22 protein-coding genes and 3 pseudogenes are annotated in these 22451 nt (G+C 70.9%); 9 read left to right on the top strand and 16 right to left on the bottom strand.

The window, feature by feature from the left end:
* Positions 1 to 283 precede the first annotated feature (283 nt).
* Together AB0L59_RS36175 and AB0L59_RS36180 are read right to left on the bottom strand one after the other, a co-directional pair.
* Positions 284 to 841, bottom strand: coding sequence for a lamin tail domain-containing protein (locus AB0L59_RS36175; RefSeq protein ID WP_365590978.1), 558 nt, complete (start codon positions 839 to 841; stop codon positions 284 to 286).
* Between the two features lie 670 nt (positions 842 to 1511).
* A complete protein-coding gene (locus AB0L59_RS36180; protein ID WP_365590979.1) occupies positions 1512 to 2279 on the bottom strand; it encodes an alpha/beta hydrolase in 768 nt (255 codons plus the stop codon).
* A 337-nt stretch (positions 2280 to 2616) separates the two neighbouring features.
* Here AB0L59_RS36180 and AB0L59_RS36185 point away from each other — a divergent pair, with 337 nt between their 5' ends.
* Positions 2617 to 3270 (top strand): methyltransferase domain-containing protein, encoded by a 654-nt coding sequence (locus tag AB0L59_RS36185; protein WP_365590981.1) that lies wholly within the window; start codon positions 2617 to 2619, stop codon positions 3268 to 3270.
* A gap of 91 nt (positions 3271 to 3361) precedes the next feature.
* Here AB0L59_RS36185 and AB0L59_RS36190 read toward each other — a convergent pair.
* Together AB0L59_RS36190 and AB0L59_RS36195 are read right to left on the bottom strand one after the other, a co-directional pair.
* Positions 3362 to 4335 (bottom strand): annotated as a pseudogene (locus tag AB0L59_RS36190) (helix-turn-helix domain-containing protein); the annotation flags it as partial.
* A 96-nt stretch (positions 4336 to 4431) separates the two neighbouring features.
* On the bottom strand, positions 4432 to 5379 hold the full coding sequence (locus AB0L59_RS36195; RefSeq protein WP_365590983.1) for a GNAT family N-acetyltransferase: 948 nt from the start codon (positions 5377 to 5379) through the stop codon (positions 4432 to 4434).
* A gap of 337 nt (positions 5380 to 5716) precedes the next feature.
* Between AB0L59_RS36195 and AB0L59_RS36200 the strand changes: the two genes are divergently transcribed.
* Together AB0L59_RS36200 and AB0L59_RS36205 are read left to right on the top strand one after the other, a co-directional pair.
* Positions 5717 to 6967, top strand: coding sequence for a class I SAM-dependent methyltransferase (locus tag AB0L59_RS36200; RefSeq protein ID WP_365590985.1), 1251 nt, complete (start codon positions 5717 to 5719; stop codon positions 6965 to 6967).
* A gap of 47 nt (positions 6968 to 7014) precedes the next feature.
* Positions 7015 to 7269: a hypothetical protein gene (locus tag AB0L59_RS36205; protein WP_365590986.1), complete on the top strand. Its 255-nt coding sequence runs from the start codon at positions 7015 to 7017 to the stop codon at positions 7267 to 7269.
* A gap of 93 nt (positions 7270 to 7362) precedes the next feature.
* On the opposite strand, the gene AB0L59_RS36210 is transcribed toward AB0L59_RS36205, so the two are convergent.
* From AB0L59_RS36210 to AB0L59_RS36220, 3 genes are all read right to left on the bottom strand, one after another.
* Positions 7363 to 7860 (bottom strand): hypothetical protein, encoded by a 498-nt coding sequence (locus AB0L59_RS36210; protein WP_365590988.1) that lies wholly within the window; start codon positions 7858 to 7860, stop codon positions 7363 to 7365.
* Between the two features lie 43 nt (positions 7861 to 7903).
* Positions 7904 to 8539: a DUF1345 domain-containing protein gene (locus AB0L59_RS36215; RefSeq protein ID WP_365590990.1), complete on the bottom strand. Its 636-nt coding sequence runs from the start codon at positions 8537 to 8539 to the stop codon at positions 7904 to 7906.
* 212 nt (positions 8540 to 8751) lie between these two features.
* Positions 8752 to 9708: an SDR family NAD(P)-dependent oxidoreductase gene (locus AB0L59_RS36220; RefSeq protein ID WP_365590992.1), complete on the bottom strand. Its 957-nt coding sequence runs from the start codon at positions 9706 to 9708 to the stop codon at positions 8752 to 8754.
* A 110-nt stretch (positions 9709 to 9818) separates the two neighbouring features.
* On the opposite strand from AB0L59_RS36220, the gene AB0L59_RS36225 reads away from it, so the two are divergent.
* Positions 9819 to 10406 carry a TetR family transcriptional regulator gene (locus AB0L59_RS36225; RefSeq protein WP_365590994.1) on the top strand — a complete coding sequence of 196 codons (588 nt, stop codon included), beginning with the start codon at positions 9819 to 9821 and terminating at the stop codon, positions 10404 to 10406.
* A gap of 418 nt (positions 10407 to 10824) precedes the next feature.
* On the opposite strand, the gene AB0L59_RS36230 is transcribed toward AB0L59_RS36225, so the two are convergent.
* The 3 genes from AB0L59_RS36230 to AB0L59_RS36240 form a co-directional block, all read right to left on the bottom strand.
* Positions 10825 to 12015 carry a DSD1 family PLP-dependent enzyme gene (locus AB0L59_RS36230; RefSeq protein WP_365590996.1) on the bottom strand — a complete coding sequence of 397 codons (1191 nt, stop codon included), beginning with the start codon at positions 12013 to 12015 and terminating at the stop codon, positions 10825 to 10827.
* Positions 12016 to 12060: 45 nt separating this feature from the next.
* Positions 12061 to 12666, bottom strand: a complete 606-nt coding sequence (locus AB0L59_RS36235) for a PAS domain-containing protein (RefSeq protein ID WP_365591062.1) — start codon at positions 12664 to 12666, stop codon at positions 12061 to 12063.
* Between the two features lie 234 nt (positions 12667 to 12900).
* Positions 12901 to 13890 (bottom strand): WYL domain-containing protein, encoded by a 990-nt coding sequence (locus AB0L59_RS36240; RefSeq protein ID WP_365590998.1) that lies wholly within the window; start codon positions 13888 to 13890, stop codon positions 12901 to 12903.
* 105 nt (positions 13891 to 13995) lie between these two features.
* Between AB0L59_RS36240 and AB0L59_RS36245 the strand changes: the two genes are divergently transcribed.
* Together AB0L59_RS36245 and AB0L59_RS36250 are read left to right on the top strand one after the other, a co-directional pair.
* On the top strand, positions 13996 to 14496 hold the full coding sequence (locus AB0L59_RS36245) for a hypothetical protein (protein WP_365590999.1): 501 nt from the start codon (positions 13996 to 13998) through the stop codon (positions 14494 to 14496).
* Positions 14493 to 15809: an amino acid permease gene (locus tag AB0L59_RS36250; RefSeq protein ID WP_365591001.1), complete on the top strand. Its 1317-nt coding sequence runs from the start codon at positions 14493 to 14495 to the stop codon at positions 15807 to 15809. The genes AB0L59_RS36245 and AB0L59_RS36250 overlap by 4 nt, the downstream gene beginning before the upstream one ends.
* A 74-nt stretch (positions 15810 to 15883) precedes the next feature.
* Here the strand turns inward: AB0L59_RS36250 and htpG are convergent, their stop codons facing one another.
* On the bottom strand, positions 15884 to 17794 hold the full coding sequence (gene htpG / locus AB0L59_RS36255) for a molecular chaperone HtpG (RefSeq protein WP_365591003.1): 1911 nt from the start codon (positions 17792 to 17794) through the stop codon (positions 15884 to 15886).
* Between the two features lie 247 nt (positions 17795 to 18041).
* Here htpG and AB0L59_RS36260 point away from each other — a divergent pair, with 247 nt between their 5' ends.
* Entirely contained in the window at positions 18042 to 18392 is a 351-nt protein-coding gene (locus tag AB0L59_RS36260; RefSeq protein WP_365591005.1) for a DUF1330 domain-containing protein, read from the top strand.
* Between the two features lie 286 nt (positions 18393 to 18678).
* Positions 18679 to 18771 (top strand): annotated as a pseudogene (locus AB0L59_RS36265) (IS5/IS1182 family transposase); the annotation flags it as partial.
* A gap of 50 nt (positions 18772 to 18821) precedes the next feature.
* Here AB0L59_RS36265 and AB0L59_RS36270 read toward each other — a convergent pair.
* The 4 genes and pseudogenes from AB0L59_RS36270 to AB0L59_RS36285 form a co-directional block, all read right to left on the bottom strand.
* Positions 18822 to 19186 (bottom strand): annotated as a pseudogene (locus tag AB0L59_RS36270) (peptidase inhibitor family I36 protein).
* A gap of 476 nt (positions 19187 to 19662) precedes the next feature.
* A complete protein-coding gene (locus AB0L59_RS36275; protein WP_365591006.1) occupies positions 19663 to 20103 on the bottom strand; it encodes an SRPBCC domain-containing protein in 441 nt (146 codons plus the stop codon).
* 89 nt (positions 20104 to 20192) lie between these two features.
* Positions 20193 to 20531 (bottom strand): metalloregulator ArsR/SmtB family transcription factor, encoded by a 339-nt coding sequence (locus AB0L59_RS36280; protein WP_365591008.1) that lies wholly within the window; start codon positions 20529 to 20531, stop codon positions 20193 to 20195.
* Complete coding sequence (locus AB0L59_RS36285) at positions 20528 to 20992, bottom strand: SRPBCC family protein (protein WP_365591010.1); 465 nt, start codon at positions 20990 to 20992, stop codon at positions 20528 to 20530. Before AB0L59_RS36285 ends, AB0L59_RS36280 begins: the two co-directional genes overlap by 4 nt.
* 557 nt (positions 20993 to 21549) lie before the next feature.
* Here AB0L59_RS36285 and AB0L59_RS36290 point away from each other — a divergent pair.
* On the top strand, positions 21550 to 21825 hold the full coding sequence (locus AB0L59_RS36290) for a hypothetical protein (RefSeq protein WP_365591011.1): 276 nt from the start codon (positions 21550 to 21552) through the stop codon (positions 21823 to 21825).
* On the opposite strand, the gene AB0L59_RS36295 is transcribed toward AB0L59_RS36290, so the two are convergent.
* On the bottom strand, positions 21796 to 22224 hold the full coding sequence (locus tag AB0L59_RS36295) for an ester cyclase (RefSeq protein ID WP_365591012.1): 429 nt from the start codon (positions 22222 to 22224) through the stop codon (positions 21796 to 21798). The genes AB0L59_RS36290 and AB0L59_RS36295 overlap by 30 nt on opposite strands.
* Positions 22225 to 22451: the final 227 nt, after the last annotated feature.

Consider the following 22451-nt stretch of genomic DNA (forward strand, 5'->3'; position numbering starts at 1 on the left):
TCGACCTGATCTCACCCTTCGTGACCGTACGAACCGCTCATTACGCGGGTGTCTCCGAGCCTGATCATCAGGGGTTACGCCCATCGCACAGGGGCTGGGAGGCGGGTGTGAGCACAGGGCCTGTTTCGGGGGAGTTCCGGGGAGCGAGGAGTCCGAGGTCCGGCCGGCCGGCACCTTGCACAGCAAGGGGTCAGGCCCCGGTCGGCGCGAAGGCCGTCCGGTGCCTGACCCGTGCAGAGGTGTGTCAGCGGTGGTGCACCCGGGGCGTGGGCCGCGGGCCGGGTCAGTGGTGGCGACCGCCGACGTGGTCGCCGCGGTGCTGGAGACCGGCGTGGTGCCAGCCGGCCCCGTCACGGCGGCCCGCGCCGTGGCTGCGGTGGCTCTGGCCCCAGGAGACGGAGTCGACGAGGCGGCCGCGGGCGTCACGCAGGACGGCGGTGTCGGCGTTGGCGTCCCACACGCGCGTGCGGCGGTCCTGGTAGACGTCGGTCCGGGTGTCGCGGCCGACACCGGTGTGGACGCGGACGGTGCCCCGGCCCGCGAGGAGCACGTGGTGGAAGGTGTACGTGTGGCCGTCCCGGTCGGACAGCGTCCAGCTGTCCAGGTTCATCGCCCGGCGGGTGTTGTTCGTGATGGCCACCCACTGCTTGTTCAGGGAGCGGTTGGAGCGGTCGTCCCGGCTCTGCCAGGCGTGCTGTACGCCACTGATGAACACGGCTCCGTGCCGCGCATGGCCCGGCTGGTGACCGACGGCAGCGGCCGGGAGCGCCAGGGCGCCTACCGTGGCGGCGGCCACGGCGGCGACGGCGGTCGTACGGCGGACGGAAGAAGCAACGGACACGAGGTCCCCCTTCGCGAGGATGCGCGAGTCGGCGGCCGGTCGGCCGCACAGCCACACCCTGCAACCTGCGCCCGGTTTTGGTGGGGTACCGCGCACAGCATTACGCATCCTGCATAAATCCATGACTCTCGCATGCAACGACCATTTATGTCCTGAATGCTGGAGTCTGGGCATTTATCAACCGCATGTCCCCTTGGAAACACAAGCCCGAGGCAACCGATCGCCAGGCTGCGCCACCCCGCCCACCGCCCATGCGGTCACCCGAAAGTGGGTAACGAACCGCTACGCCGACCGGAGCAGCCGCATGAGGGGTGCGGGAGGGGTGCGCGGGTCGGCGCGCGGGGAGGATCCGGGTGTGATGGATGCGGACGGCGACCAGGTTCCGCGGGCCGAAGCCCAGCAGCCGCAGGATCGTCGGGGCGATCTGCGTGGTGTGGACCGGTCCGTGGACGCGGACGCCGCGCGGGGTGGCGGCGCCGGAGACGACCAGCGCAACGCTGCATCGACAAGATCCGGGCATGGCGGGGCCTGGCCCCGCGCTACGACAGGACGCCCGCGAGCTGCATGGCGGGGCTCCAACTACGCCGCTCCATCATCTGGATGCGCAGCCTCAATCCGGGGCCGCCGTCGCGGCGCCCGGCCGGCAAGCCGGACGCCGCAACCGCGCATGTCAGGCCGGCGAGGTGATCGGCCGGCCGAAGTGCCGGGCGAAGAACCGGACCGCGCTGTCGGCCTCGAACCGGGGTAGCTCCTTGTGCTTGCCCGAGTTCACGTGCAACGACTTCTCCTCTGAGGCGAAGGCGTCGAACAGCGCGAGGCCCTCCTCGCGCGAGATGTGCTCGTCGTCCCACTGCAGGTCGAACTCGATCGGGATGGTGATCTGCTTTGCCTTCTGGGCCAGGGCATCGGGCCAGTGCTGGCCGAAGACCGCGGCGGTGATCCTGGGTTCGATCGCCACGAACGGTATGCCGATCGCGGTGCCCATGTTGATGCCCCAGAAGCCGACCGGCCCGTCGGTGCCGATCTCCGGGAGTTCCTGGAGGGCGTCCAGGGTCGCCTGGTACTCGGGCACGGCGAGCTCCGCCAGGTGCGCGTTGTAGCGCACGACGATCGGGCCTTCGGGCTCGCCCGCCGCCCGCGCCCGGAACAGCTCGGCGATTTCCGCCTCGTCGTGCGTCGTGCGCGGCCGGTCACCGTGTCCGGGCGCGTCGATTACGGCGACGTGGAAACCGCAGCCGGTCACGAGGAGCCGGGCGCGGCCGGACATCGCCGGATGCTTCTTGTGGTTGCCGCCGCCGTGGGCCATCAGGACCAGGGGCGCGCGATCGGCTGCGCCGGAAGCCGGCGACCAGAGAACGCCGGGGACGCCGCCCACGATGAAGTCGCGTTCGATCATGCCGTTCGACGACGACTCGGCGGTGAACTGCAGAGAGTACATAGGTGTTGCCTTTCGGGAGTGCCTTGTTGTCGAGGCGCTCCCGGCGACACCTACGTCAATCGCCTGCCGTGATGGGAAGGGGGAGCACCCACGTTGATACAGCGTTCATGGGTCTCACCTCCTCGGGCGGTGTCACGGTCGACTGAAAGCTACCAGCCCGATGATCACCCCTCAACCCTTTTCCCGTCACGTCGTTACGACTTCGGACAGGCCCTCGTGCTGTGACCGCATCAGGTTCGTCGGGTCGGTGTGGCGGCCGGGTGTCTGCAGGGGTGGATGTCGGGCAGGTCAACAAGGTCGTGCCGGCCTGTCAGTTGTCTGGTCTAGGGTCGCCCGCATGGCCGAGCCTTCCTTTCTGACCGCTGTCCGGGAGTCGTACGACACGGTCGCCGCCGACTATGTCGAACGCGTCCCGCCTCCAGCAGAGATGGACCCGCTGTCCCGCGCGATGCTGGCGGGGTTCGCTGAACTCGTGCGGACGGCCGGTCTGGGGCCGGTCGCAGACCTGGGGTGCGGCCCCGGCCGCGTAACGGCGCACCTGGCCGGGCTGGGGGTGTCCGCATTCGGTGTCGATCTGTCACCGAAGATGATCGGGCTGGCCCGCCACGCCCACCCGGACCTGCGGTTCACCGAGGGCTCGATGACGGCCCTGGAGACGGGGGACGACGAGCTCGGCGGCATCCTGGCCTGGTATTCCACCCACCACACGCCCCCGCAGTGGCTGCCGGCGGTGTTCGCTGAATTCCACCGCACGCTCGCGCCCGGCGGCTTCCTGCTCTGGGGAGATTACGTCGGCAATGAACGGCTGCGGCCGACCCACGGCTATGGCCGTCCGGTGTCCTACGAGTCGCACGTTCTGCCCCTGGGCCACATGGTCGGCCTGCTGGGCCAGGCCGGACTCGTCGTCACCGCGCGATTGGAGCAGGAGCCCGGCGGACGGGTGAACAGACCACACGCCTGCCTCCTGGCCCGCAAGCCAGAAAGGCCCTGACAGAGCAGGTTCCTGCGGCGAGGCCCCCGTGCTGGGTCACTGACGATCAAGGGGCGGGTGGTCAGACCGCGGGGTTGAGAGGGCGGCCGCCTCAGCGGATGCCCTGCCCTTCTCGCTGCCGGCCCCGGGGCGTACCCGGCGCTGGGCGGCCAGGACGCCAGGATGGCGGGCGTTCTGGTTGCGCCCGTACAGGTAGCGGTGCAACGCACGGGTCTGGACCGTGTGGTTGGGGTGGTTCGAGTGGGCTAGGGTGAACTGCCGCAGCGGCCCGAAGTGCGCCTCGATCGGGTTCGCCCAGGACGCGTTCGTCGGCGTGAAGCAGAGCTCGACCTTGTTCCTGGCCGCCCACCGGCGGATCTTGCTGCCTGTGTGTGCGGAGACCGTGGTCGGCGCCCGTGCGGCGCCGTGTTGACGGCCCAGAGGGTCTCGTCGCCGACCGAGTAGCCTCCGTGGATGCAGCACACTCCGTGGGTGCGGTGGTAGGCGGCCGGAAGCCGGTCGGGCCTGCGCGGCCCGGGCCAGCAGGTCCCGGCGGTCGGGCGGATGCCGAGCGGGCCGAACTCGTCGGTGGCGAAGGCTCGGTCGGGTCGCTCGGTGAGGGCCTACTCGATGCGCTCTAGCTTGGCGTCGAACTTGGCGTCGAAGTCCGGGTCGGTGGACTCCTTCCACGTCTTGGTGTGCTGAAAGGTGATCCCGCGGCGGGCGAGAAGGCAGCGCAGGTCTCACGGCCGATCCGTATCGGACGGGAGACATTGCGCCGCAGGTGGTCGGCTGGCTTACGGATCGACCAGCGGGTGAAGGGCTTGCCGGGCGTGGTCGGTCGGGTGGTGGCCGCCTGGACGACGAAATCCTCGTCCTCATCGCTGAGCAGGCGGGGACGGCCTCCCGCCCACCGAGGGGCCAGGCGGGCCAGGCCGATCTCGTGAAATCGTGGAGCACATCGCGGACGGTGTCCTCGTCTGCCTGCACGAGATTCGCGACCACCGGGACGCTGTTCCCGCCCGCCGAGGCGAGCAGCACCATCGCGCGACGGAAGCGCAACGTGCTGGTGCTGCCCCTGCGCACGGTCCCCCGTCTCCCCGCACCGATCGGACGTGTCATCACATCCAACCGGCACAGAAGCCGTGAGCACCAACTCGGCGAACCTGTGCGCTCACAGCACTAGCCTCCGGTCTTGATGAGCGGCGCGTCTCGTGTGAACTTCCGGAACCCGACGCTGTAGTAAAGCCCGCGCGCCCTGGGGTGCCCCGGTGCGCCCAGGCAGACGACCGTCATGTGAGCGGCCCCGGCCTCCCGCGCCCGGTGCATCCCGTGCAGCAGCATCGCCCTGCCCAGCCCGCGCCGTCGGTGGTCCGGATGCGTTCCGACCGGCTCGAACTGGGCGGTCCTGTTCGCCTCGTCGAGCCACATGATCGTCGATGCGGCCATCGTCCCGTCCGGCGCCTCCACCAGGACGTGCAGGTCGGCGCGGTACGGCGGTGTCTGCCGGACGCCCTCGTAGCCCTCGACCGTGTACGTCGACGCAGCCCAGGCGTCCACATGGGCCTGGACCGCGGCCTGCGGCCCGACCTCGTCGGCGGTGCGGAACCGGTACCCGTCCGGCAGCACCGGCCGTTCCACGTCCTTGAGGTCCCGCTCGTTGAGTTGGGTCCAGGAGCCGGTGTCGCCGAGCGAGTCCGGATCGGTCTCATAGCCGTGCGCCGCCCATCGCTTCAGGGCGAACTCATCGGCGGCGCTCGGCACCACGGTTCGCTCGATGCCGACCGTCACACCGTCGTACCAGTCGATCACCTCGTCCACCAGCTCGGTGTGGTCGGGATGGACCTGATATGCCAGGGAGGCGCCGGTGACGTCCTTCACCGACCCGTCACTGCGCCTCACCTCGTGGGGCAGACAGGCCCAGCCCCACGCGACCAGAACTTCACCGGAGAACCACAGCCGACGCAGCCAGCTCTGGCCCTCGCTCGCGTGCCCTCTGCCCCAGATCCAGGCCAGCTCGCCCACTGACGCGTCGCTGTTCACCAGGTCGGGACGGACGGCAGTGACCCGCTGCGCCAGACCCTGCATGAGCTGTACGTCCGCAGCGGTCACGAGTTCGGAGTCATCCATGGTGCGCCACTGTGCCAGGGCTCCGCGAAGCCTTCGAACCATTTTCCACCAGCGGCCCTGCAGTTCGCCGGCTCTCGCCCTTCGCCGGCGCGTAACTTGCCAGGCCGACCAGAGAGCTGACGTGCCCTCCATCGACTCCCGCCGCACGCCGCACGCCGCACGCTGCCCGTCGCACGGGTATCGCGCCCCGCCCCGCCTACGTCCTGCGCGGGCGGCCGTGACCGGGCAGGGCCCACCAGTGCCTGCGGCAGGCGACGGTCGAGGTGTCGGAGCAGCAAGATTCGGCCCGCGGTGACTCTCTCGCCGCCGCGGCGATCCGCCTGGTGGGATCCGGCGCATGACTGCTTCTGCTTCCGGGGGCGCCCCGGCGACGGCGACGTACGACCGCATCGGCATCGGCTACCGGCGGATCCGCAGGCCCGACCCGCGTCCGGCGGCGCTGGTCCACCGGGCCCTTGCGGGAGCCCGTACGGTCGTCAACGCGGGTGCGGGTACCGGCTCCCACGAGCCGGCCGATGCGGAGGTGACCGCGGTGGACCCTTCGCGGGTCATGCTGGACCAGCATCCCGGTCGGCGGAAGGTCCTGGCCGGTGCGGAGGAACTGCCGTTCAGCAGCGGTGAGTTCGAGGCCGCCATGGCGGTGATGACCGGGCACCACTGGCCCGACCTCCACCGTGGCCTCGGTGAACTGCTGCGCGTCTCCCACCGGCAGGTGGTCTTCACCTGGGACCCACAGCACCTGCCCGAACTGTGGCTGATCGAGGAGTACCTGCCCGAGATCCGGCAGCTCGAACACACCCGGTTCACCTCCCTCTCCGATGTCGTGGCAGCGCTGGACGCGCACACCGTGGTGCCCTTCGCCGTCCCGCACGACCTCACCGACGGCTTCCGGATCGCGCACTGGCGGCGGCCCGAGTTCTGTCTCGACCCGGCGATCCGGCGGGCGAGCCCCACATTCGCCCAACTCCCGCCGCCCGTCGTCGAACGGGCGATGGCGCGCCTGCGCGCGGACCTGGCGTCCGGAGCCTGGCGGCGCGGCCACACGGACCTGCTGAACCGGGACTGCATGGACTACGGCTGCCGTCTGGTCGTCGCGGGGGGGCAGCGAGTCAGGTACGTGCCGACACGGCCGGCGACGACACGGTGTCCGCGAAAGTCGGTGATCCCACGGGGTGTTCGGACCGGCCGGTCCGCAGGCGCGGCCGGACGTTCCGCAGCTCGGAGGCGACGGCGCTTCTCCGGCTGCCATACGATCCCGGCCATGGGCAGGGACACGATGCACGAGCGGTTGCGAGCCATGGCCGGCACCGCGGGATACGGGGCGGCGGCCGAGGACTTGGCCGATCAGTACGAGAGCGTGACCTTCGCCGAGGTGCATCGTGAGGTGCTGCACCTGTTCCCCGTGCGGCCGAGCGTGGTGCTGGACATCGGGGCGGGCAGCGGTCGCGACGCGGCGGTGCTGGCCGCCCGGGACACCGGGTCGTCGCCGCGGAGCCCACCGCCGAACTGCGCCTGCTGGGCCGGCGTCTCCGCGCCGATCAGCAGATCGAGTGGACCGATGACGCGCTGCCCGAACTGCCCGGCCTGACCGCCTCTCGGAGACGCTTCGACCTGATCCTGCTCAGCGCGGTCTGGATGCACCTCGACGAGGAACAGCGTGCCTCGGCGATGGTCTGCCTGACCGGCCTTCTCGGCACCGGCGGCCGGATCATCCTTTCCCTGCGCCACGGCCCCGTGCCGGTGGGCCGCCGCATGTTCCCCGTCACCGCACAGGAGACGATCGGCCTCGCCCGCAGGCACGGCCTGGGCGTCCTCCACCACGCCCAGCGCGAGGATCCGCACGGCCGCCCGGGCGTGTCCTGGACCTGTCTCGGTCTCCAGCACGGGTAACCGCACGCCGGCAGGGAGAGCGGGCGGCCTGTGACGCGCCGTGGTGGAAGGTCTGTTCCGGCACGGGGACGTACCGCGGCCGCCGTGCGTCGATCACCGGTGGTCGGCAAGGAAGTCCACGATCGCCGCGACGAGTTCCGGCCCGCCGGCCGCCGTCCGGTGATCTCCGGGCACAACGGCCCGAGTGCCGCGCGGGAGTGCCGGGACCAGTTCGTCGGCCGGGGCGGCACGCACGTCGTCGGCACCCACCGCGACGAGCGTCGGCACCTCGACACGTCCCGACTGCTCGGCCGGCGTGGCGACGAGCGAGTCCAGGACGTGCAGGAGGGCCACCGGGTCGGCACCCGTCGACCGGAGCCACAGCCGGGAGCACTCCTCCGGCGATCCCGGCTCGAACGTCCCCACCCGGTGGGGACCGGCCTGAGGGACGCGCCCGCTCCGCCCCCGGTACCGAGGACCTGCATCGGCCTGCCCGTGGTGCAGCCACAGGGTGGCGTCTCCGGTGACTCCGTGCGGCAGCACCAGCGGTCTGCCCTCACCCGACCCCCGGTAGGCGAGGCGGACGCCGTCACGGCCGGAGAAGAAGGACACGTCGGGACTGGCCGTGGACCGGACCGTGCGCCGGGCAGGCCGGTCAGCGGGCGACCATCCCCGCGACCAGGTTGAGGGTGGTGGCCAGGATGCCGGTGCCGAACACGTACGACAGCAGCGTGTGCCGTAGCACCACCGCGCGGATGACCGGGCTGGACACGTCGGTGTCGGAGACCTGGTAGGTCATGCCGAGGTTGTAGCTGAAGTAGAGGAAGTCCCTGTACGCGGGTGGCTGGTCGGAGTTGAAGTCGATGCCGCCGGCGGATCCGTCGTAGTACAGGACGGCGTAGCGGGTGGCATACATCAGATGCAGGGCCGCCCAGGCCAGGAAGACACCGGCCAGTGCCGTCACGGCGGCGGCGTCGCCGGTCCGGGAGCCGTTCAGGAGGAGCAGCAGCACGATCCCGACCAGGCCGCCCAGCGAGGCGGACACCACGACCAGTTCCTCCGCGACCGGCCGCAGGTCCTCGCGCAGGGTGTTGCGGCGGGTCGTGGCGGCGTCCATCGGCCAGAGCACCAGCCAGCCCGTCACGACGAAGACGGCCCCCGTCACCGCCGCCCCGGCGAGGATCCCCAGCGGCGGGCTCGTCGCCACGCCGACGACCACTCCGACCGCCCCGCCGAGGGCCACCGCGCCGGACAGCCTGGGGAACGCGGACAGGGGCAGCCACATGGTCATGCGACCCAACGGTAGTGGTCCCGCCGCAGGTCAGCCCGGCACGGCATGCGGGCTAGCGCCGATCGGGATCCCGTCCGCCGCCGGTTGGCCGTGGGCGGGCGGACGGCTGCGGCGGGGCAGGCACCTTGGTCCTTGCCCGCTCATCGGGTCGTTGCCGGTTCCGCCGTGGGCCCCTGCTCGTGTCGCGAGGTCGTGCCGGCAGCGTGGAGCCGCTATCCGGCGAGAGCCTCGGAGACGGTCCAGAGCCGGTCCGCGTTGTCCCGGTCCAGGGCGTACGGCGCGACACCCGCGACCGCACCGGGGCGCTCGGTGACCGGCTTGGCCTGCGCGCAGTCCTCGAAGTAACGGCCCGTGATGCCCTCCACCGTCGGCGATGCGGCCAGCAGCACGGAGGTCGCGGCACCCTGCTGCACCGTCTTCTGCGGGGGCAGTGCGATGGCTCCCGAGGCGATGAAGTCGGCCACCTGCTGCATGTCCATGTGCCGGGCGAGGGACGTGTCGGCGATGTTGCCCGGCATCAGGGCGTTCGCGGTGATGCCGTCGTCGGCCCAGCGTTCCGCAGCACCGACGGCGAACAGGATGTTGGCGGTCTTCGACTGTCCGTAGGAGATCCAGGGGTCGTAGGGGCGGAAGCGGTATGCCAGGTCGTCGAAGACGACCGGGGAGAAGAGGTGGCCGATGGAACTGACCGAGACGATCCGTGCGCCGTCCGCCGCGGCGAGTGCCGGGTGGAGGCCGGCGGCGAGGGCGAAGTGGCCCAGGTGGTTGACGGCGAACTGCACTTCCTGGCCGTCAGGGGTGCGGGTGAGCTCGGGCGGGGCCATCAGTCCGGCGTTGTTGACCAGGATGTGCAACGGGCCGTGCCAGGCCGCCACGAACGCCGCGACCGTCGACCGGTCGGCCAGGTCGAGCCGCTCGACCGTCAACTTTCCCGATTCGGGCGGCAGTTCCTCCGCGAGACGCGCCGCGACGCGGGCACCCGCGTCGGTGTTGCGCACGGCGAGGGTGACGTCGGCGCCGGCAGCGGCGAGCGCCCGGGCGGTCTCCACCCCGATTCCGGAACTGGCTCCGGTGACCACCGCCCGGCGGCCGTGCAGGTCGACGCCGTCGATCACGTCGGCGGCGGTTGTGCTCGCCCCGAACGTGCGGGGCGTCTGGGGTACGGACATGGGTGGGCTCTCCTGACAGCAGCACTGGTAACTAACTGGATAGATATTTACCATAGGAGTGCGGGCCGACGGTGTCAATAACCAGATAGTTACTTGCTAAGGTGGTGGGCATGTCACGGGATTCCAGCGCCACCAAGACCCGGCTGCTCGACGCCGCTTTCGCCGAGTTCGCCGCTTACGGGATCGCCGGTGCGCGAGTGGACAGGATCGCCGAGGCCGCGGGCGCGAACAAGCGGCTGATCTACGTCTATTTCGGCAACAAGGAACAATTGTTCGACGAGGTCCTGGGGCGAGCCATGGCGGCGGGCGCCGAGTCGGTGCCGTTCGACGTCGGTGATCTGCCCGGATACGCCGGCGCGATCTTCGACCACCTGGTCGCCCGGCCGGATCTGATGCGTCTGCGGCTGTGGAAGCTGCTGGAGCGTCCCTCCGCCACCGGGCTCGAGCAGGAGGCCTTCAGCCGCAAGGCCGGTGAAGTGGCCGAGGCGCAGCGGCGTGGCGAGGTCGCCCCGGAGATGCAGCCCGACGATCTCCTCACCATGGTTCTCGCCGCGGCCCAGGCCTGGTTCTGGGCCGCCGAGGGCGTCGGCCCCGGCGAGGTCGGCGGGCCCTGGTCGCCGGAGCGGCTGGCCCTGCACCGCTCGGCGGTCGTCGAGGCCGCGCGCCGGCTGACCGAGCCGAAGAACGCCGGCGAGTAGCGAGGATCCGGGCCGTTGCGGCCGGGGATGGCGCGCGGGCTTACGGAGACGGGCGGGCTTGCGGCAGTCGGCAGCCTGGCGCGCCTAGGTCCGCTCGGGTGCCGAGACGCTGGTCTCGGTGGACGCGACGGAACTCGACCGGGTACCGCGACCTCCGCCTTCGCGACTCGTGGCCGAGGCGGAGGGGCAGGCCCACGGACCCGGCACGTCGCGGGGCGCCGTTCGTCGAGTAGTCCCCGAGCCGCGGCGGTGGGGGCGCTCCACGCGGATCGGCTGGGGCCTCAGCCGAGAGGCGTACGGACTCGATGGCCCGTGAGGAGACCGCCGGAGACTACGGCCGAGGGATCCGCTGGAGTCACGGCGGCTGCGCCGACGGCGCCGATGACGCCACTGACATCGTTTTTCCGGGGGCCGGGGCTCACCAGCCGATGACGCGTTCCCAGAAGGTCTCGACCGCGGGTGCCGGGCCGGCGGGGCGGGTGCCGTCGACGATGTGATAGCCGCGGTGCTGTGCCGCGGTGGCGCAGGCGTGGTTGGGCAGGATGCGCAGGCGGGTGCCCACCGGCAGGTCGGGCAGGTCGGCGCCGTCGCGGGCCGTGAGGGTGCCGTGCTCCTGGCTCGCCGCCGTCATGACCAGGCCCGGGACGAGGTGGCCGGCGAGGTCGGTGACCAGGCCGTAGCCCTGGTCCTGCGTCTGCGCGGCGGTCCCGCGATCGCGGGACATGGCCATCCAGCCGCCGTCGGTCATGATCCACCCGTGTTCGGGGCGGTGACCGATGACGGTGACGACCACCGACAGGGCGATGTCCTCGACCCGGCAGACGCCGAGACCGGCCATGACCAGATCGAAGAAGACGTAGTTCCCGGCGCGCAGTTCGGTGACGCCCGTGAGGTCCCCGGCGGCGTGAGCGGTGGGGGTGGAGCCCACGCTGACGACGTTCACGGACAGGCCGGCCGCACGCAGCCGTTCTGCGGCGGCGACGGCGGTGTCGCGTTCGTTCTCCGCCGCCAGGCGCTGTTCCTCTGCGGTGCGGGCGAAGTAGGACTCACCCGCATGGGTGAGGACCCCGTCCAGACAGCCCGCGTCGTGCAGGGCGCGGCCGATCGCCAGGAGCGCGGGGTCATCGGGCTTGACCCCGCCGCGGTGGCCGTCGCAGTCGATCTCGATCTGGGCGGGGAGGGGGATGCCCGCCTGCCGGGAGGCTTCGGCGACGAACGACGCCTGTTCGGTGCTGTCAAGCAGGATGCGCAGGGTGACGCCGCGGCGCAACAGCGCGACGACACGCGGGAGTTTGTGGGGATCGATGCCGACGGCGTATGTGATGTCCGTGTAGCCGCCGTCGGCGAAGGCCTCGGCCTCCGCCAGGGTGGACACGGTGACCGGGCACGGGGTGCCCGAGTGCAGGAGGGCGGCGACGTCGAGGCTCTTGGCGGTCTTGACGTGCGGACGCAGGGTGACCTCGAGCCGGTCGGCCCTGGCCCTCAGGCGCGCTATGTTGCGCCGCACGGTGTGCACGTCGACGACGGCGAACGGTGTGTCCGGGTCGGCCAGGGTCCGTGCTCGGGAGGACGGGGTGGTGCTCTCACGGGTGTTGACAGGGGAGTTCACAGAGGGATGTCTCCTAGGACGCGCGCGGCAGACCGAGCACTGCCGCTACTTGGCGTAGTTGTAGACGGTCGCCCGGGACACGCCCAGCAGGTCCGCGATGGTCTGCGCGGCGTCGCGCGAGTCGAAGTAGCCGTCGCGCTGCAACTGCCGTACGAGTGCCTTCTTGTCCTCGCGGCTCAGTGACCGTGGCGTCGCGGCGTGCTCCGCGGCGTGCGCCTCCACCGCTCGGCGCAGTTCACGTGTGTTGCGGTCCCGCAGGGTCTCCACGGGCTGCTCGCGCTGCTCGGTGTCCGTGGCCACCAGATTGGACAGCGCGAGCGTCACCGGTGACAGCACGGACACGTCCAGGTTCAGGCAGAGCGCCGCGATGTACTCCCCGGCGGCGTTCTTGATGCCGATGGACGTGCTCTTGGCCGGCCGGCCGTCGGGGAACTGGTTGGGATAGTTCTGGATGACGCTGGGGTAGTCGGGGTCCTCGATGCGGGCCAGGCCCAACTCGGTTGTGGAGTCGCCGACCTGGCGGCCCGAGAGGTTGTTCTCGATCGCCCTGATCGAGTGGTCCGGGACCCGCAGGTCGTGCAGGACCACTTCGCACAGGCCCGGGAACATACGGCCCAACGCCACGGCGATCTTCTCGGCCTCGCGGACGATGTGCTCGTCTGCCTCGGCGGAAGCGGCCGCGACGGTGCCGTCGCCGTCTCGCTCGCCGTTGCCCCGGCCTTCCGCCACCTCGTCCACGGAGTCTTCCCCACATAATCTGGACTGATTGTCCATCTCTGGATCAGCAGTCTAGATGAGGCGCTCTGTTTCTCCAACGTTCCCCCGACGGGACCGTCGCTCGTGGAGGCCGCGGGAGGCGCAGATGCCCGCCCGTGGCACCGGCGGTCATGGCTCCGTGGTCGGCTCGCGGTAGGTGTCGGCCAGAGCGGTGATCGTCCGTGTCATCAGTGCCCGCAACTCGGGGGGTGCCGTCACCTCCGCCTCCGCACCGAGTCGCAGCAGCATGCCGACGGCGTGGTCGGGGGACTCGACGGGGATGGCGGCCTGGACGCGCCCGTCGGGCCCGGGCGGTCCGGCGCTGTCCTGGGCGGCGCGGGCCACCGCCGGTTCCAGGAGGTCGGGCAGCTGCGCGAGGAGGCGCGGTGTCAGTCGAACGACCGCTGTGCCTCTCAGGCGGCGGGCGTCGAAGTCGGCCAGGTACGACCGCCACTGTGCGGCCAGGTCGAAGTCGCGGGGACGCTCGAAGCCGTCCTGAAGCACCTGGGCCCGGAGGATCTGGGAGACCCGGTAGGTGCGGACGCGCCCCTGCCGGGCTGCCACCAGGTACCAGCGGCCGGACTTGAGCACCAGCCCGTAGGGGTCGAGCGTCCGGGTCGCCTCCTGGGGAGCCTTCCACCGCCGGTAGCGAACGCGGATGCGGCGCTGCCGCCACACCGCCTCGGTCACGGTGGCCAGGTGCGGGGTGGCGTCCGCTTCCGCGTACCAGGCGGAGGTGTCCAGGTGGAACCGCCGCCGTATCTCGCCGGCCCGGTCGCGGAGCTCGGCGGGCAGTGCTGCCGTCAACTTCAGCTGCGCGGTGGCGAGTACGGTCCCGAGCCCGAGGTCGGCGGCCGGTCCGGGCAGACCGGCCAGGGTGAGCGCCTCCGCCTCCTCGCGGGTCAGTCCGGTCAGGCGGGTGCGGAAACCGTCGATCAGCCGGTAACCGCCGTCGTGACCGGGATCGCCGTAGAGCGGCACGCCGGCCGCGGCGAGCGACTCCATGTCCCGGTACACCGTACGGACCGACACCTCGAGTTCCTCGGCCAGCTGAAGGGCGGTCATCCGGCCGCGGGTCTGGAGCAGCAACAGGGCGGACAGCAGTCGGCTCGCACGCATGCCGAGATTCTGCCGTACTCCACTGACACAGGTTGTCAGGTAAGCCGGGCTACTTTCCGGCCGGGCGTGGGCTCCACGCACGGACACAGCGAAGGACATGCGCAGATGAGCAATCCAGCCACCCGCAGGCCCGGTGTGGGGGACTTCGACTTCCTGGTGGGCACCTGGGTCGTGGCGAACCGGCGGCTCGTCGCGCCGCTGACCGGCAGCACCGAGTGGGACGAGTTTCCGGGCACCGCGGTGTGTCACGGCACCCTGTTCGGCGGTGCCGCGAACCTCGACGAGATCATCTTCCCGACGAAGGGCTTCGGCGGCCTGACCCTCCGCCTCTTCGACCCGGTCCGCGCCGAGTGGTCGCTGAACTGGGTGAGCAGCCGTACCGGGCTGGTCCAACCGCCTGTCGTCGGCCGGTTCGACGCCGACGGCCGGGGCGAGTTCCACGGGGACGACGCGCACGAAGGCACCCCCGTGCGGTGTCGTTTCGTCCGGTCGCGCATCACCCCGGCATCGGCCCACTGGGAGCAGGCGTTCTCCACCGACTGCGGCCGGACCTGGCGCACCAACTGGACCATGGACTTCCGCCGGTCCGGAAAGGCTCCCGCATGAGCGGGACGGCGGCCGCCCGGGAGCACTCCGCCGAGCGGACCGGGAGCCTGACCCTCTGGCAGGGGGCCGCACTGTACGTCGGGGCGGTCCTCGGCACCGGGGTGATCGCCCTTCCCGCGATGGCCGCCCGGGCGGCCGGGCCGGCCTCGCTGCTGGCCTGGCTCGGGCTGGTCGGGGTCTCCGTGCCGCTCGCGGCCACGTTCGCCGCGCTCGGCGCCCGGTACCCGGACGGCGGCGGTGTCTCCACCTATGCGCGGCACGCCTTCGGCGCGCGGGCCGCTGCGGTGGTCGGATGGTGTTTCTACTTCGCCGTGCCGGCCGGTGCGCCCGCTGCGGGGATGTTCGCCGGCGCGTACGTGGCGACCGCGCTCGGCGGCGGCCGGCACACCGTGGTGGTCACGGCGGCGGTGCTGCTCCTCCTGGTGACGGTGGCCAACGCGTTCGGGCTGACCGTGTCGGGCCGACTGCAGCTCGCGCTCGCCGTGCTCCTCGTCACGCTGCTTGGGGCGGCGGTCGTGACCGCGCTGCCCCACGCCCACCCACGGAACCTGCACCCGTTCGCGCCGCACGGCTGGTCGGCGGTGGGTTCGGCCGCGGCCCTGCTGGTGTGGAGCTTCGCGGGCTGGGAGGCGATCACCCACCTGGCCGCCGACTTCCGCCGCCCGGCGCGTGATCTGCCCCGCGCCACCGCCCTGGCGGTCGCCGTCGTCGGCGTGCTGTACCTTGCCGTCGCCGCCACCAGCGTCCTCGTACTCGGCCCGGCCGTCGGCACCTCCGACGCCCCGCTGGCCGAACTGCTGGCCCTAGGCGTCGGCGGTACGGTCCAGGTGCCGGCCGCGGCCGCCGCGCTGCTGCTCACGCTCGGCACGATGAACGCCTACTTCGCGGGCGCGGCCCGACTGGGTGCCGCACTCGGCCGGGACGGCGCGCTGCCCGCCTGGCTGGCCCGGGGCGGCAGTGTCGGCGAGGTGCCACGCCGCAGCCTGGCCCTCGTATCGGGCCTGTCGGGCCTCGCGCTGGCCGCCACCACACTTGGCGGCGTGGGCCCGCAGCCGCTCGTGCTGCTCACCACCGGGTCGTTCGTGACGGTGTACGCGCTGGGCACGGCCGCCGCCCTACGGCTCCTGCCCCGCGGCGGTCTGCCCCACCGCTGCGCGCTCCTCGCTCTCGTCGTGGTCGCCGCACTCCTGGTCATGGCGGGCTGGTACCTGCTGTGGCCGCTGCTCGTCGCGGCGAGCGCCCTGTGTTACCTGCGTCGGCCGCGAGGGCGGCGGACGGCAGATCCGGCTGCCGGCCTGGAACCGGGCACCTGATCCCTGTCCGGGCGCGACTCCGGCAGCCCGTCCCGCTCGGTGGGACGGGCTGCCGGTACCTGACGGAGACGGGCTTACAGCGCGCGTTCCAAGCGGTCCGCCATCAGCCTGACGAAGCGGGCGGGGTCCTTCGGCTGGGCGCCCTCGGCGAGCACCGCCAGACCGTGCAGGAGCTCGGCGGTCTCGGTGAGTTCCGTGTGGTCCTCGCGCTCCGTGTACGCCTTGTGGAGGCCCTTCACCAGCCGGTGGTCGGGGTTGAGCTCCAGGATCCGCTTGGCGCGGGGCACCTCCTGGCCCATCGCGCGGTACATGTTCTCCAGCGCCGGGGTGAGGTCGCCCGCGTCGGAGACGACACAGGCCGGTGACACGGTGAGCCGCGAGGACAGGCGCACCTCCTTGATGTCCTCGTCCAGCTGCTCCTTCAGCCAGCCGAGCAGGCCGGCGTACTCCTCGTTCTGCTTCTCCCGCTCGCCCTCGGAGGTGTCGTCGTCCTGGGCGTCGAGGTCGATCTGTCCCTTGGCGACGGACCGCAGCTTCTTGCCCTCGTACTCGCCGACGGCGTCCGCCCACACCTCGTCGACCGCGTCGGTGAGCAGCAGCACCTCGATGCCCCGGTCCCGGAAGGCCTCCATGTGCGGGGAGTTCTCGATGCTCTGCCGGGACTCGCCGGTCAGGTAGTAGATGTCCTCCTGACCGTCCTTCATCCGCTCCACGTAACTCTTGAGCGTGGTCGGCTCGGTGTCGTGGTGCGTGCTCGCGAAGGAGGCGACGGCGAGGATGGCATCGCGGTTCTCCGGCTCGGTGACCAGCCCCTCCTTCACGACGGTGCCGAACTCCCGCCAGAACGTGGCGTAGCGGTCCTGGTCCTTGGTCATCATGTCCTTGACCGTGGACAGGACCTTCTTCGTCAGCCGGCGCCGCATCATCTCGATGTGCCGGTCCTGCTGGAGGATCTCGCGGGACACGTTGAGCGAGAGGTCGGCCGCGTCGACGACGCCCTTGACGAACCGCAGGTACGGCGGCAGCAGCGCCTCGCAGTCGTCCATGATGAACACGCGCCTGACGTACAGCTGCACGCCGCGCCGGAAGTCCCTCGTGAACAGGTCGTGGGGGGCGTGCGCGGGGAGGAACAGCAGGGCCTGGAACTCGAAGGTGCCCTCGGCCTGGAGCCGGATCGTCTCGAGCGGGTCGCGCCAGTCGTGGCCGATGTGCTTGTACAGCTCGTGGTACTCGTCGTCGGACACCTCGTCACGCGGACGCGCCCACAGGGCCTTCATCGAATTGAGCGTCTCGGGTTCGGGCGCCTCGTCGCTCTCCCCGGTCGCGGCGGGCGCCTCGGGCACCATCCGGACGGGCCAGGTGATGAAGTCGGAGTACCGCTTGATGATCTCCCTGATCTTCCACGGGGAGGTGTAGTCGTGGAGCTGGTTCTCCGGGTCGGCGGGCTTGAGGTGGAGGGTGACCGAGGTGCCCTGCGGCGCGTCGTCGACGGGCTCCAGTGTGTACGTGTCCTCGCCGCGCGAGGTCCACCGGGTGCCCTTGGTCTCGCCGGCGCGCCGGGTGACCAGGGTGACTTCGTCCGCCACCATGAACCCGGAGTAGAAGCCGACACCGAACTGGCCGATGAGCCCCTCCGCCCCGGCCGCGTCCTTGGCCTCGCGCAGCTCCTGGAGGAACTTGGCGGTACCGGAGTTGGCGATGGTGCCGATGAGCTGCCCTACCTCGTCGTACGACATTCCGATGCCGTTGTCGCGCACGGTGAGGGTGCGGGCGTCCTTGTCGATGTCGATCTCGATGTGCAGATCGGACAGGTCGGCGTCCAGCGAGTCGTCCCTCAGCTTCTCCAGACGCAGCTTGTCCAGCGCGTCGGAGGCGTTGGAGACGAGCTCCCGCAGGAAGACGTCCTTGTTGGAGTAGACCGAGTGGATCATCAGCTGCAGCAGCTGACGGGCCTCTACCTGAAACTCGAGCGTTTCAGTCGGCATGGTCGCGCTTACCTCACAGATGTTATCGCCGGAACTGATGCCAGCCACTGTAAAACACCATGTCAGGGCGTCGGCCGGGATACGGCGGCGGTGGCTGGATTCCGACCCTGTGTCCTGCCCCCCGGCGAGCAGGAGACGCGTCGCCACTCGCCGGCACGGGGTTCATTACCTGGCAGGTCATCGATCCCGGCGCGCCCCGGCGGCAGGATTGACGACGTCAGCAGCCAGCCGGCCGGAAGGACGGACCATGTCGGCCTACGCGATAGCTCACCTGAAGGAAGCCGCCCCGCACCCGGAGATCGCCGAGTACATCGCGCGCATCACCGCCACGTTCGAGCCGTACGGCGGCCGGTTCCTCGTACACGGCACGGCGCACGAGGTGAAGGAGGGCGCGTGGCCCGGGCACGTCGTCGTGATCGGCTTCCCGTCGATGGACCAGGCTCGCGCCTGGTGGGACTCCGACGCCTACCGGGCCATCGCGCCGCTGCGCGCACGGCACATCGAGGGCGACATCATCCTGGTTCCGGGGGTGCGGGAGGACTACGACGCGACCGTCACCGCACGGACCATGCTGGAAGCCCTCTCCGCCGCCCGCTAGCCCCTGTCTCCCGACCTAGGCGGGGATGTGAAGGGTTGGACCCCGAGCGCACGTCGCTTGAGCCGCACAGAGCGGGACGCGGGCGGCCTCCTGCCCGACCGGGTCCCGGTCTCTGTGCCGGCCACCGCCTGCAAGCCTCGGTGACCACGGGCGGGCGCCCGCGCCTGCCGACCGACGAGTTGTCGGCACGCCCGGCGTCCTGGCTTGCCCACAACGGCGGGAAGACGGGGCGCCGGTTCGCCGACCACCGTCGCCTAGTCGATCGGCTCATCCACGGCGGCGCACGCCCCGCACTCCCGACGCCGAGACCTACAGGCGCAGGATCGTCGTGGAGCGGTCCTTCCACCTGCTCACGCGGTGGCGGGGCCTGGCCGCCCGTCAGTCGAGGGGACAGGGCCCAGGGCGACGTCTGCGGGGCCGCCTGCGCGCTCAGCAGCCCATCGTCCAGGTGTGGGAGGCGCCTTGGTCGATCGCGGCGGCGTTGTAGCCGACCTCCTCGCCCGGTGCCAGGCAGATGGTCACGTGGCCGGACAGTTCGCGGCCGGAGCAGACCTGGACACGGTCCTTCACACCGGGCCCGGAGATCCCGTGGTTCGCCGAGGAGGAGTCGAGCCAGGCCATGTCGCCCCTCCCACCAGTGGTCGTCACCGCTGTGCTCGATCTTCAGCCCCTGGAAGTTGGCATCGGTCCACACGCAGAAGTCGCCGCTGCCGCAGGGCCACCGCCTGCGCCGAGGCGGAGGTGACGAGCACGGCCCCGGCGAACAGCGCGGCGGCGGCGAGACGCCTGGTCATGACGAGGGGTTCCTGTATCCCGGTGGCCGTAGTCCCAGGCACCGCCGGGTCCCATCTGCCCCGGTTGCGGCCATAAGCAGACATGGCCGGAAGGCACGGTCGCGACATGCGCGAGCGTGGAGGGGCGGCGGCCGGGGCGAAGGCAGCCACCAGCGCGGACATGATCACGAGGGGACGCATGGCCAGGGCATGCCCGAGGCGTTGATCCCCCATGCGGCGCCGACGTCCGCTTCACCGCTTCCGGCGATGAAGCGAAAGGGCCGCAGAACGTGCTCGCGCACGAGGTGCGCACGCCGGTGCCCGGCCGTAGCGCGGTGGAGAAGCCACCCTGGGACGTCGAACCGGGCGGGGCTGGGCGGCGCCCGGCCGGCGGCGCGGCGCCGCCGGCTGTCCGCGGACGGTGCCCGGCCCCATCTGCGGCACACCGGGCCCGCGGTGGCTCGCCGATGTCCTCGCGGCGGCCAAGTGACGCCCGTTCAGTGCCAGTTGCTGATCCGGACGTCGTGTGGTGCGGGATCGCCCTTGCCGGTTTCGAGCAGCTTCTTCAGGCTCATGAGGAAGATCGCCCACTTGGTGCTGCAGTGGTGCATGAACTCGGCCGGCTCCCGCCACCCCTCGTGCCGGAACAGCACGATCGTGAAGTCGTCCTCCTGTTTGAGGTCGAAGCGGATCCTCGTGCCGATCCATTCCTCGGGACCGTCGACGACCTCCCAGAGCACGCGCTCGGCGGGCTCCGTCTCCAGGACCTTCATGTCGAACCCGCCCGGCCCGAAGCGGAACCGGAGCACTCCCCCGACATCGCCGTCGCCGTCCGTCTCTTCGGTCCACCAGCTCGCCAGCCCGTCGACCGTGGTCAGGGCGGCGTAGACGGCGTCGGGAGCCGAGGTGACGCCGATTCTGTGCAGGATGTCCACCATGTCTGTGCCTCTTTCTCGTGCGGACGCCCGCATCCGGGGCGCCGTTCGCCGGTTCCGCCCCGGCCGGGGCGGCGTCCTTCCCTGCGCGGTCACCCGTCCTGGCCGCGCTGAATCGCTTCAGCGATCCGCTTGACGCGCTGCAGGCGCGCGTCCCAGGCCGCCCCGACGGACGACAGTTGCGCGACCGCGCGGGCGAGCTGGGCCTCGTCGACCTCGTAGCGCCGCTCGCGTCCGGCCGGTGTGACATGAACCAGTCCGACCCGGTCGAGGACGGCGAGGTGTTTGGCGACCGCCTGCCGTGTGACGGGCAGCTGCTCGCTGAGCGTGGTCGCCGTTCCGCCACTGCCGGCCAGCAGCAGGTCGAGCATCCGTCGCCGCGTGGGGTCCCCCACCGCCGACCAGAGCTCGTCGTCTGTCACCAGGCTCATCCCGTCGACACCACCCGGGCGACGTACGTCACGAGGCGGGGCAGGAAGTAGTCCCATCCCTTGACGTGGTCGCGGTACTGCTCCTCGAGCACGGCCGCCTCCCAGCCCCTCTCCCGGAACCCGGTCTCGCTGAAGCGCAGCAGCGTGCCCGAACCCGACGGGACCAGCTCGAAGGTCACCAGGAGCGAGTTGGTCGGTGCAGCGGCCTCGTCCTCGTCGTACACCCATCGGAAGGAGAACCGCCGGGGCGGGTCGGCGTCCACCACCGTGAGCGGTACGACCTTCGCGTCCGGTGTGGTCGTGTCGCCGAACGCGATGACCCCGGTGCCGCCGGGCACCGGCTTGAACTCCGCTTCGTCCGGCCACCATTCCCGCAGGTGTTCCGGCTTGCTGACCACCTCGTAGACCACCTCGGGCGTGGCTTCGATGTGGATCTCGCGCTCGATACTGCCGTATTCCATCCTGCGCCCTCCTTTCGCAACCTTGGGTTGCACAACACGGTAGACCGTGACGCCGGAACGCGCAACCATCGGTTGCTTTGGCGCCATCGCCGGCCGACTCACTGAGACCGTCAGGGCCCGGATCTCCGTCCTCGCTGAGATCCGGGGGCAGCAAGAGGCCTCGCACACCGGCACCCGGGATGCCGCGGGGGCGGGGCCACATCCCGTGCGAAGCCGATCGCAACCGGTGCCGGCACCACGGGGAAGCCGGCGGGCGGGCCAGCCGAAACGGGACCGGCCTCGTCTTCGCGCCGCGGATCGCCCGCACCGCATGCGGACACACGTCGATGCGCGTCCACATGCGGGAAAGCCGGGACGATCTCTTCTGCCTCGCGCGGCAGCGCGGCAGTACGCGATCACCCGCAGGCAGCACTGCCGTCCGCCGGCACTTCCCTGCCGACTCCGCCGCCCTGGTCGTCTCCGTCCCCGCCGAGGGGCACGAAGGGCCCGCACTGCGGCCGGCTGACCCGAAGTTCCCAGGGTCGTCCACCGGCCGCCGGTGTTGTCGGAACGCTTGCATGATCGAAGGCGTCCGCATCGACAGCGCCCCGTTCGTACGCTTCGCCGGTGGTACCGAGCCGCCTTTGTCCCAGGGCGGCAGGGTCGGCGACAGGGTGTTCACCTCGGGTCAGGCGCCCCTCGCCCCGGTCACGCACGAGATGCCGGGCGAGGTCGCGGCCTTTCGATGCCGAGTACCGCGAGTTCGCGAAGGCGTGCGCGTCGAGATCGACGCCGTGGCCGCGGTGGAACGGCGGAAGAGGCCGTCACTGCGCGCCGAGTTGCCGCATCTGTGACACGACGTCGACGACCCCCCAGATCTCGGCGATCCGGCCGCTCTCGAAACGGAGGATGAACATCTCGCCGTAGCTGACCGACCTGCCGGTCGGCGCCAGCCCCCGGAACTCGCCCAGGTGGGTGCCGGTGACCGTGTTCCTGGTCACGACCCTGTCCCCCTCGGCGATCACGTCCTCGACGGCGACACGGACGTCGGGGAAGGCGTGCAGCAGCACGGTCCACACCTCCTTGAGGGCCCGCGCTCCCGTCATGCCCATCGGTACCGGCGCGTGGAACAGCACGTCCGGCTTGACGAGTTCATCGATCGCCTTCGCGACGATCTCCGGATCGCCGCTGTTCGTCGCGTCGTGAAAGCGAGCGGTGGTCTCTTTGTTACGAGTCTCTTCATCGGTGGGCATACGGCCTCTCCTTCCGTCCGGTACACACATGCCACTGCAGGTGGCCGCACACCCAAGACGAGACAGCTCTCCGGACTGTAACCCGACATGTCTGCCAACTGCCCTGCGGGAAGGGTTACTTCACCTCTTGACGTAAGTGGTCCACACCTTTAGGTTCGCGTCCGGTGCCCTCCTTCTCCCCCACGTGAAAGGCCACCCCCCGCCCATGGCCACATCCCGTTCGGCGG

The sequence above is a fragment of the Streptomyces sp. NPDC052109 genome, assembly GCF_040680195.1.
Taxonomy (GTDB): Bacteria; Actinomycetota; Actinomycetes; order Streptomycetales; family Streptomycetaceae; genus Streptomyces.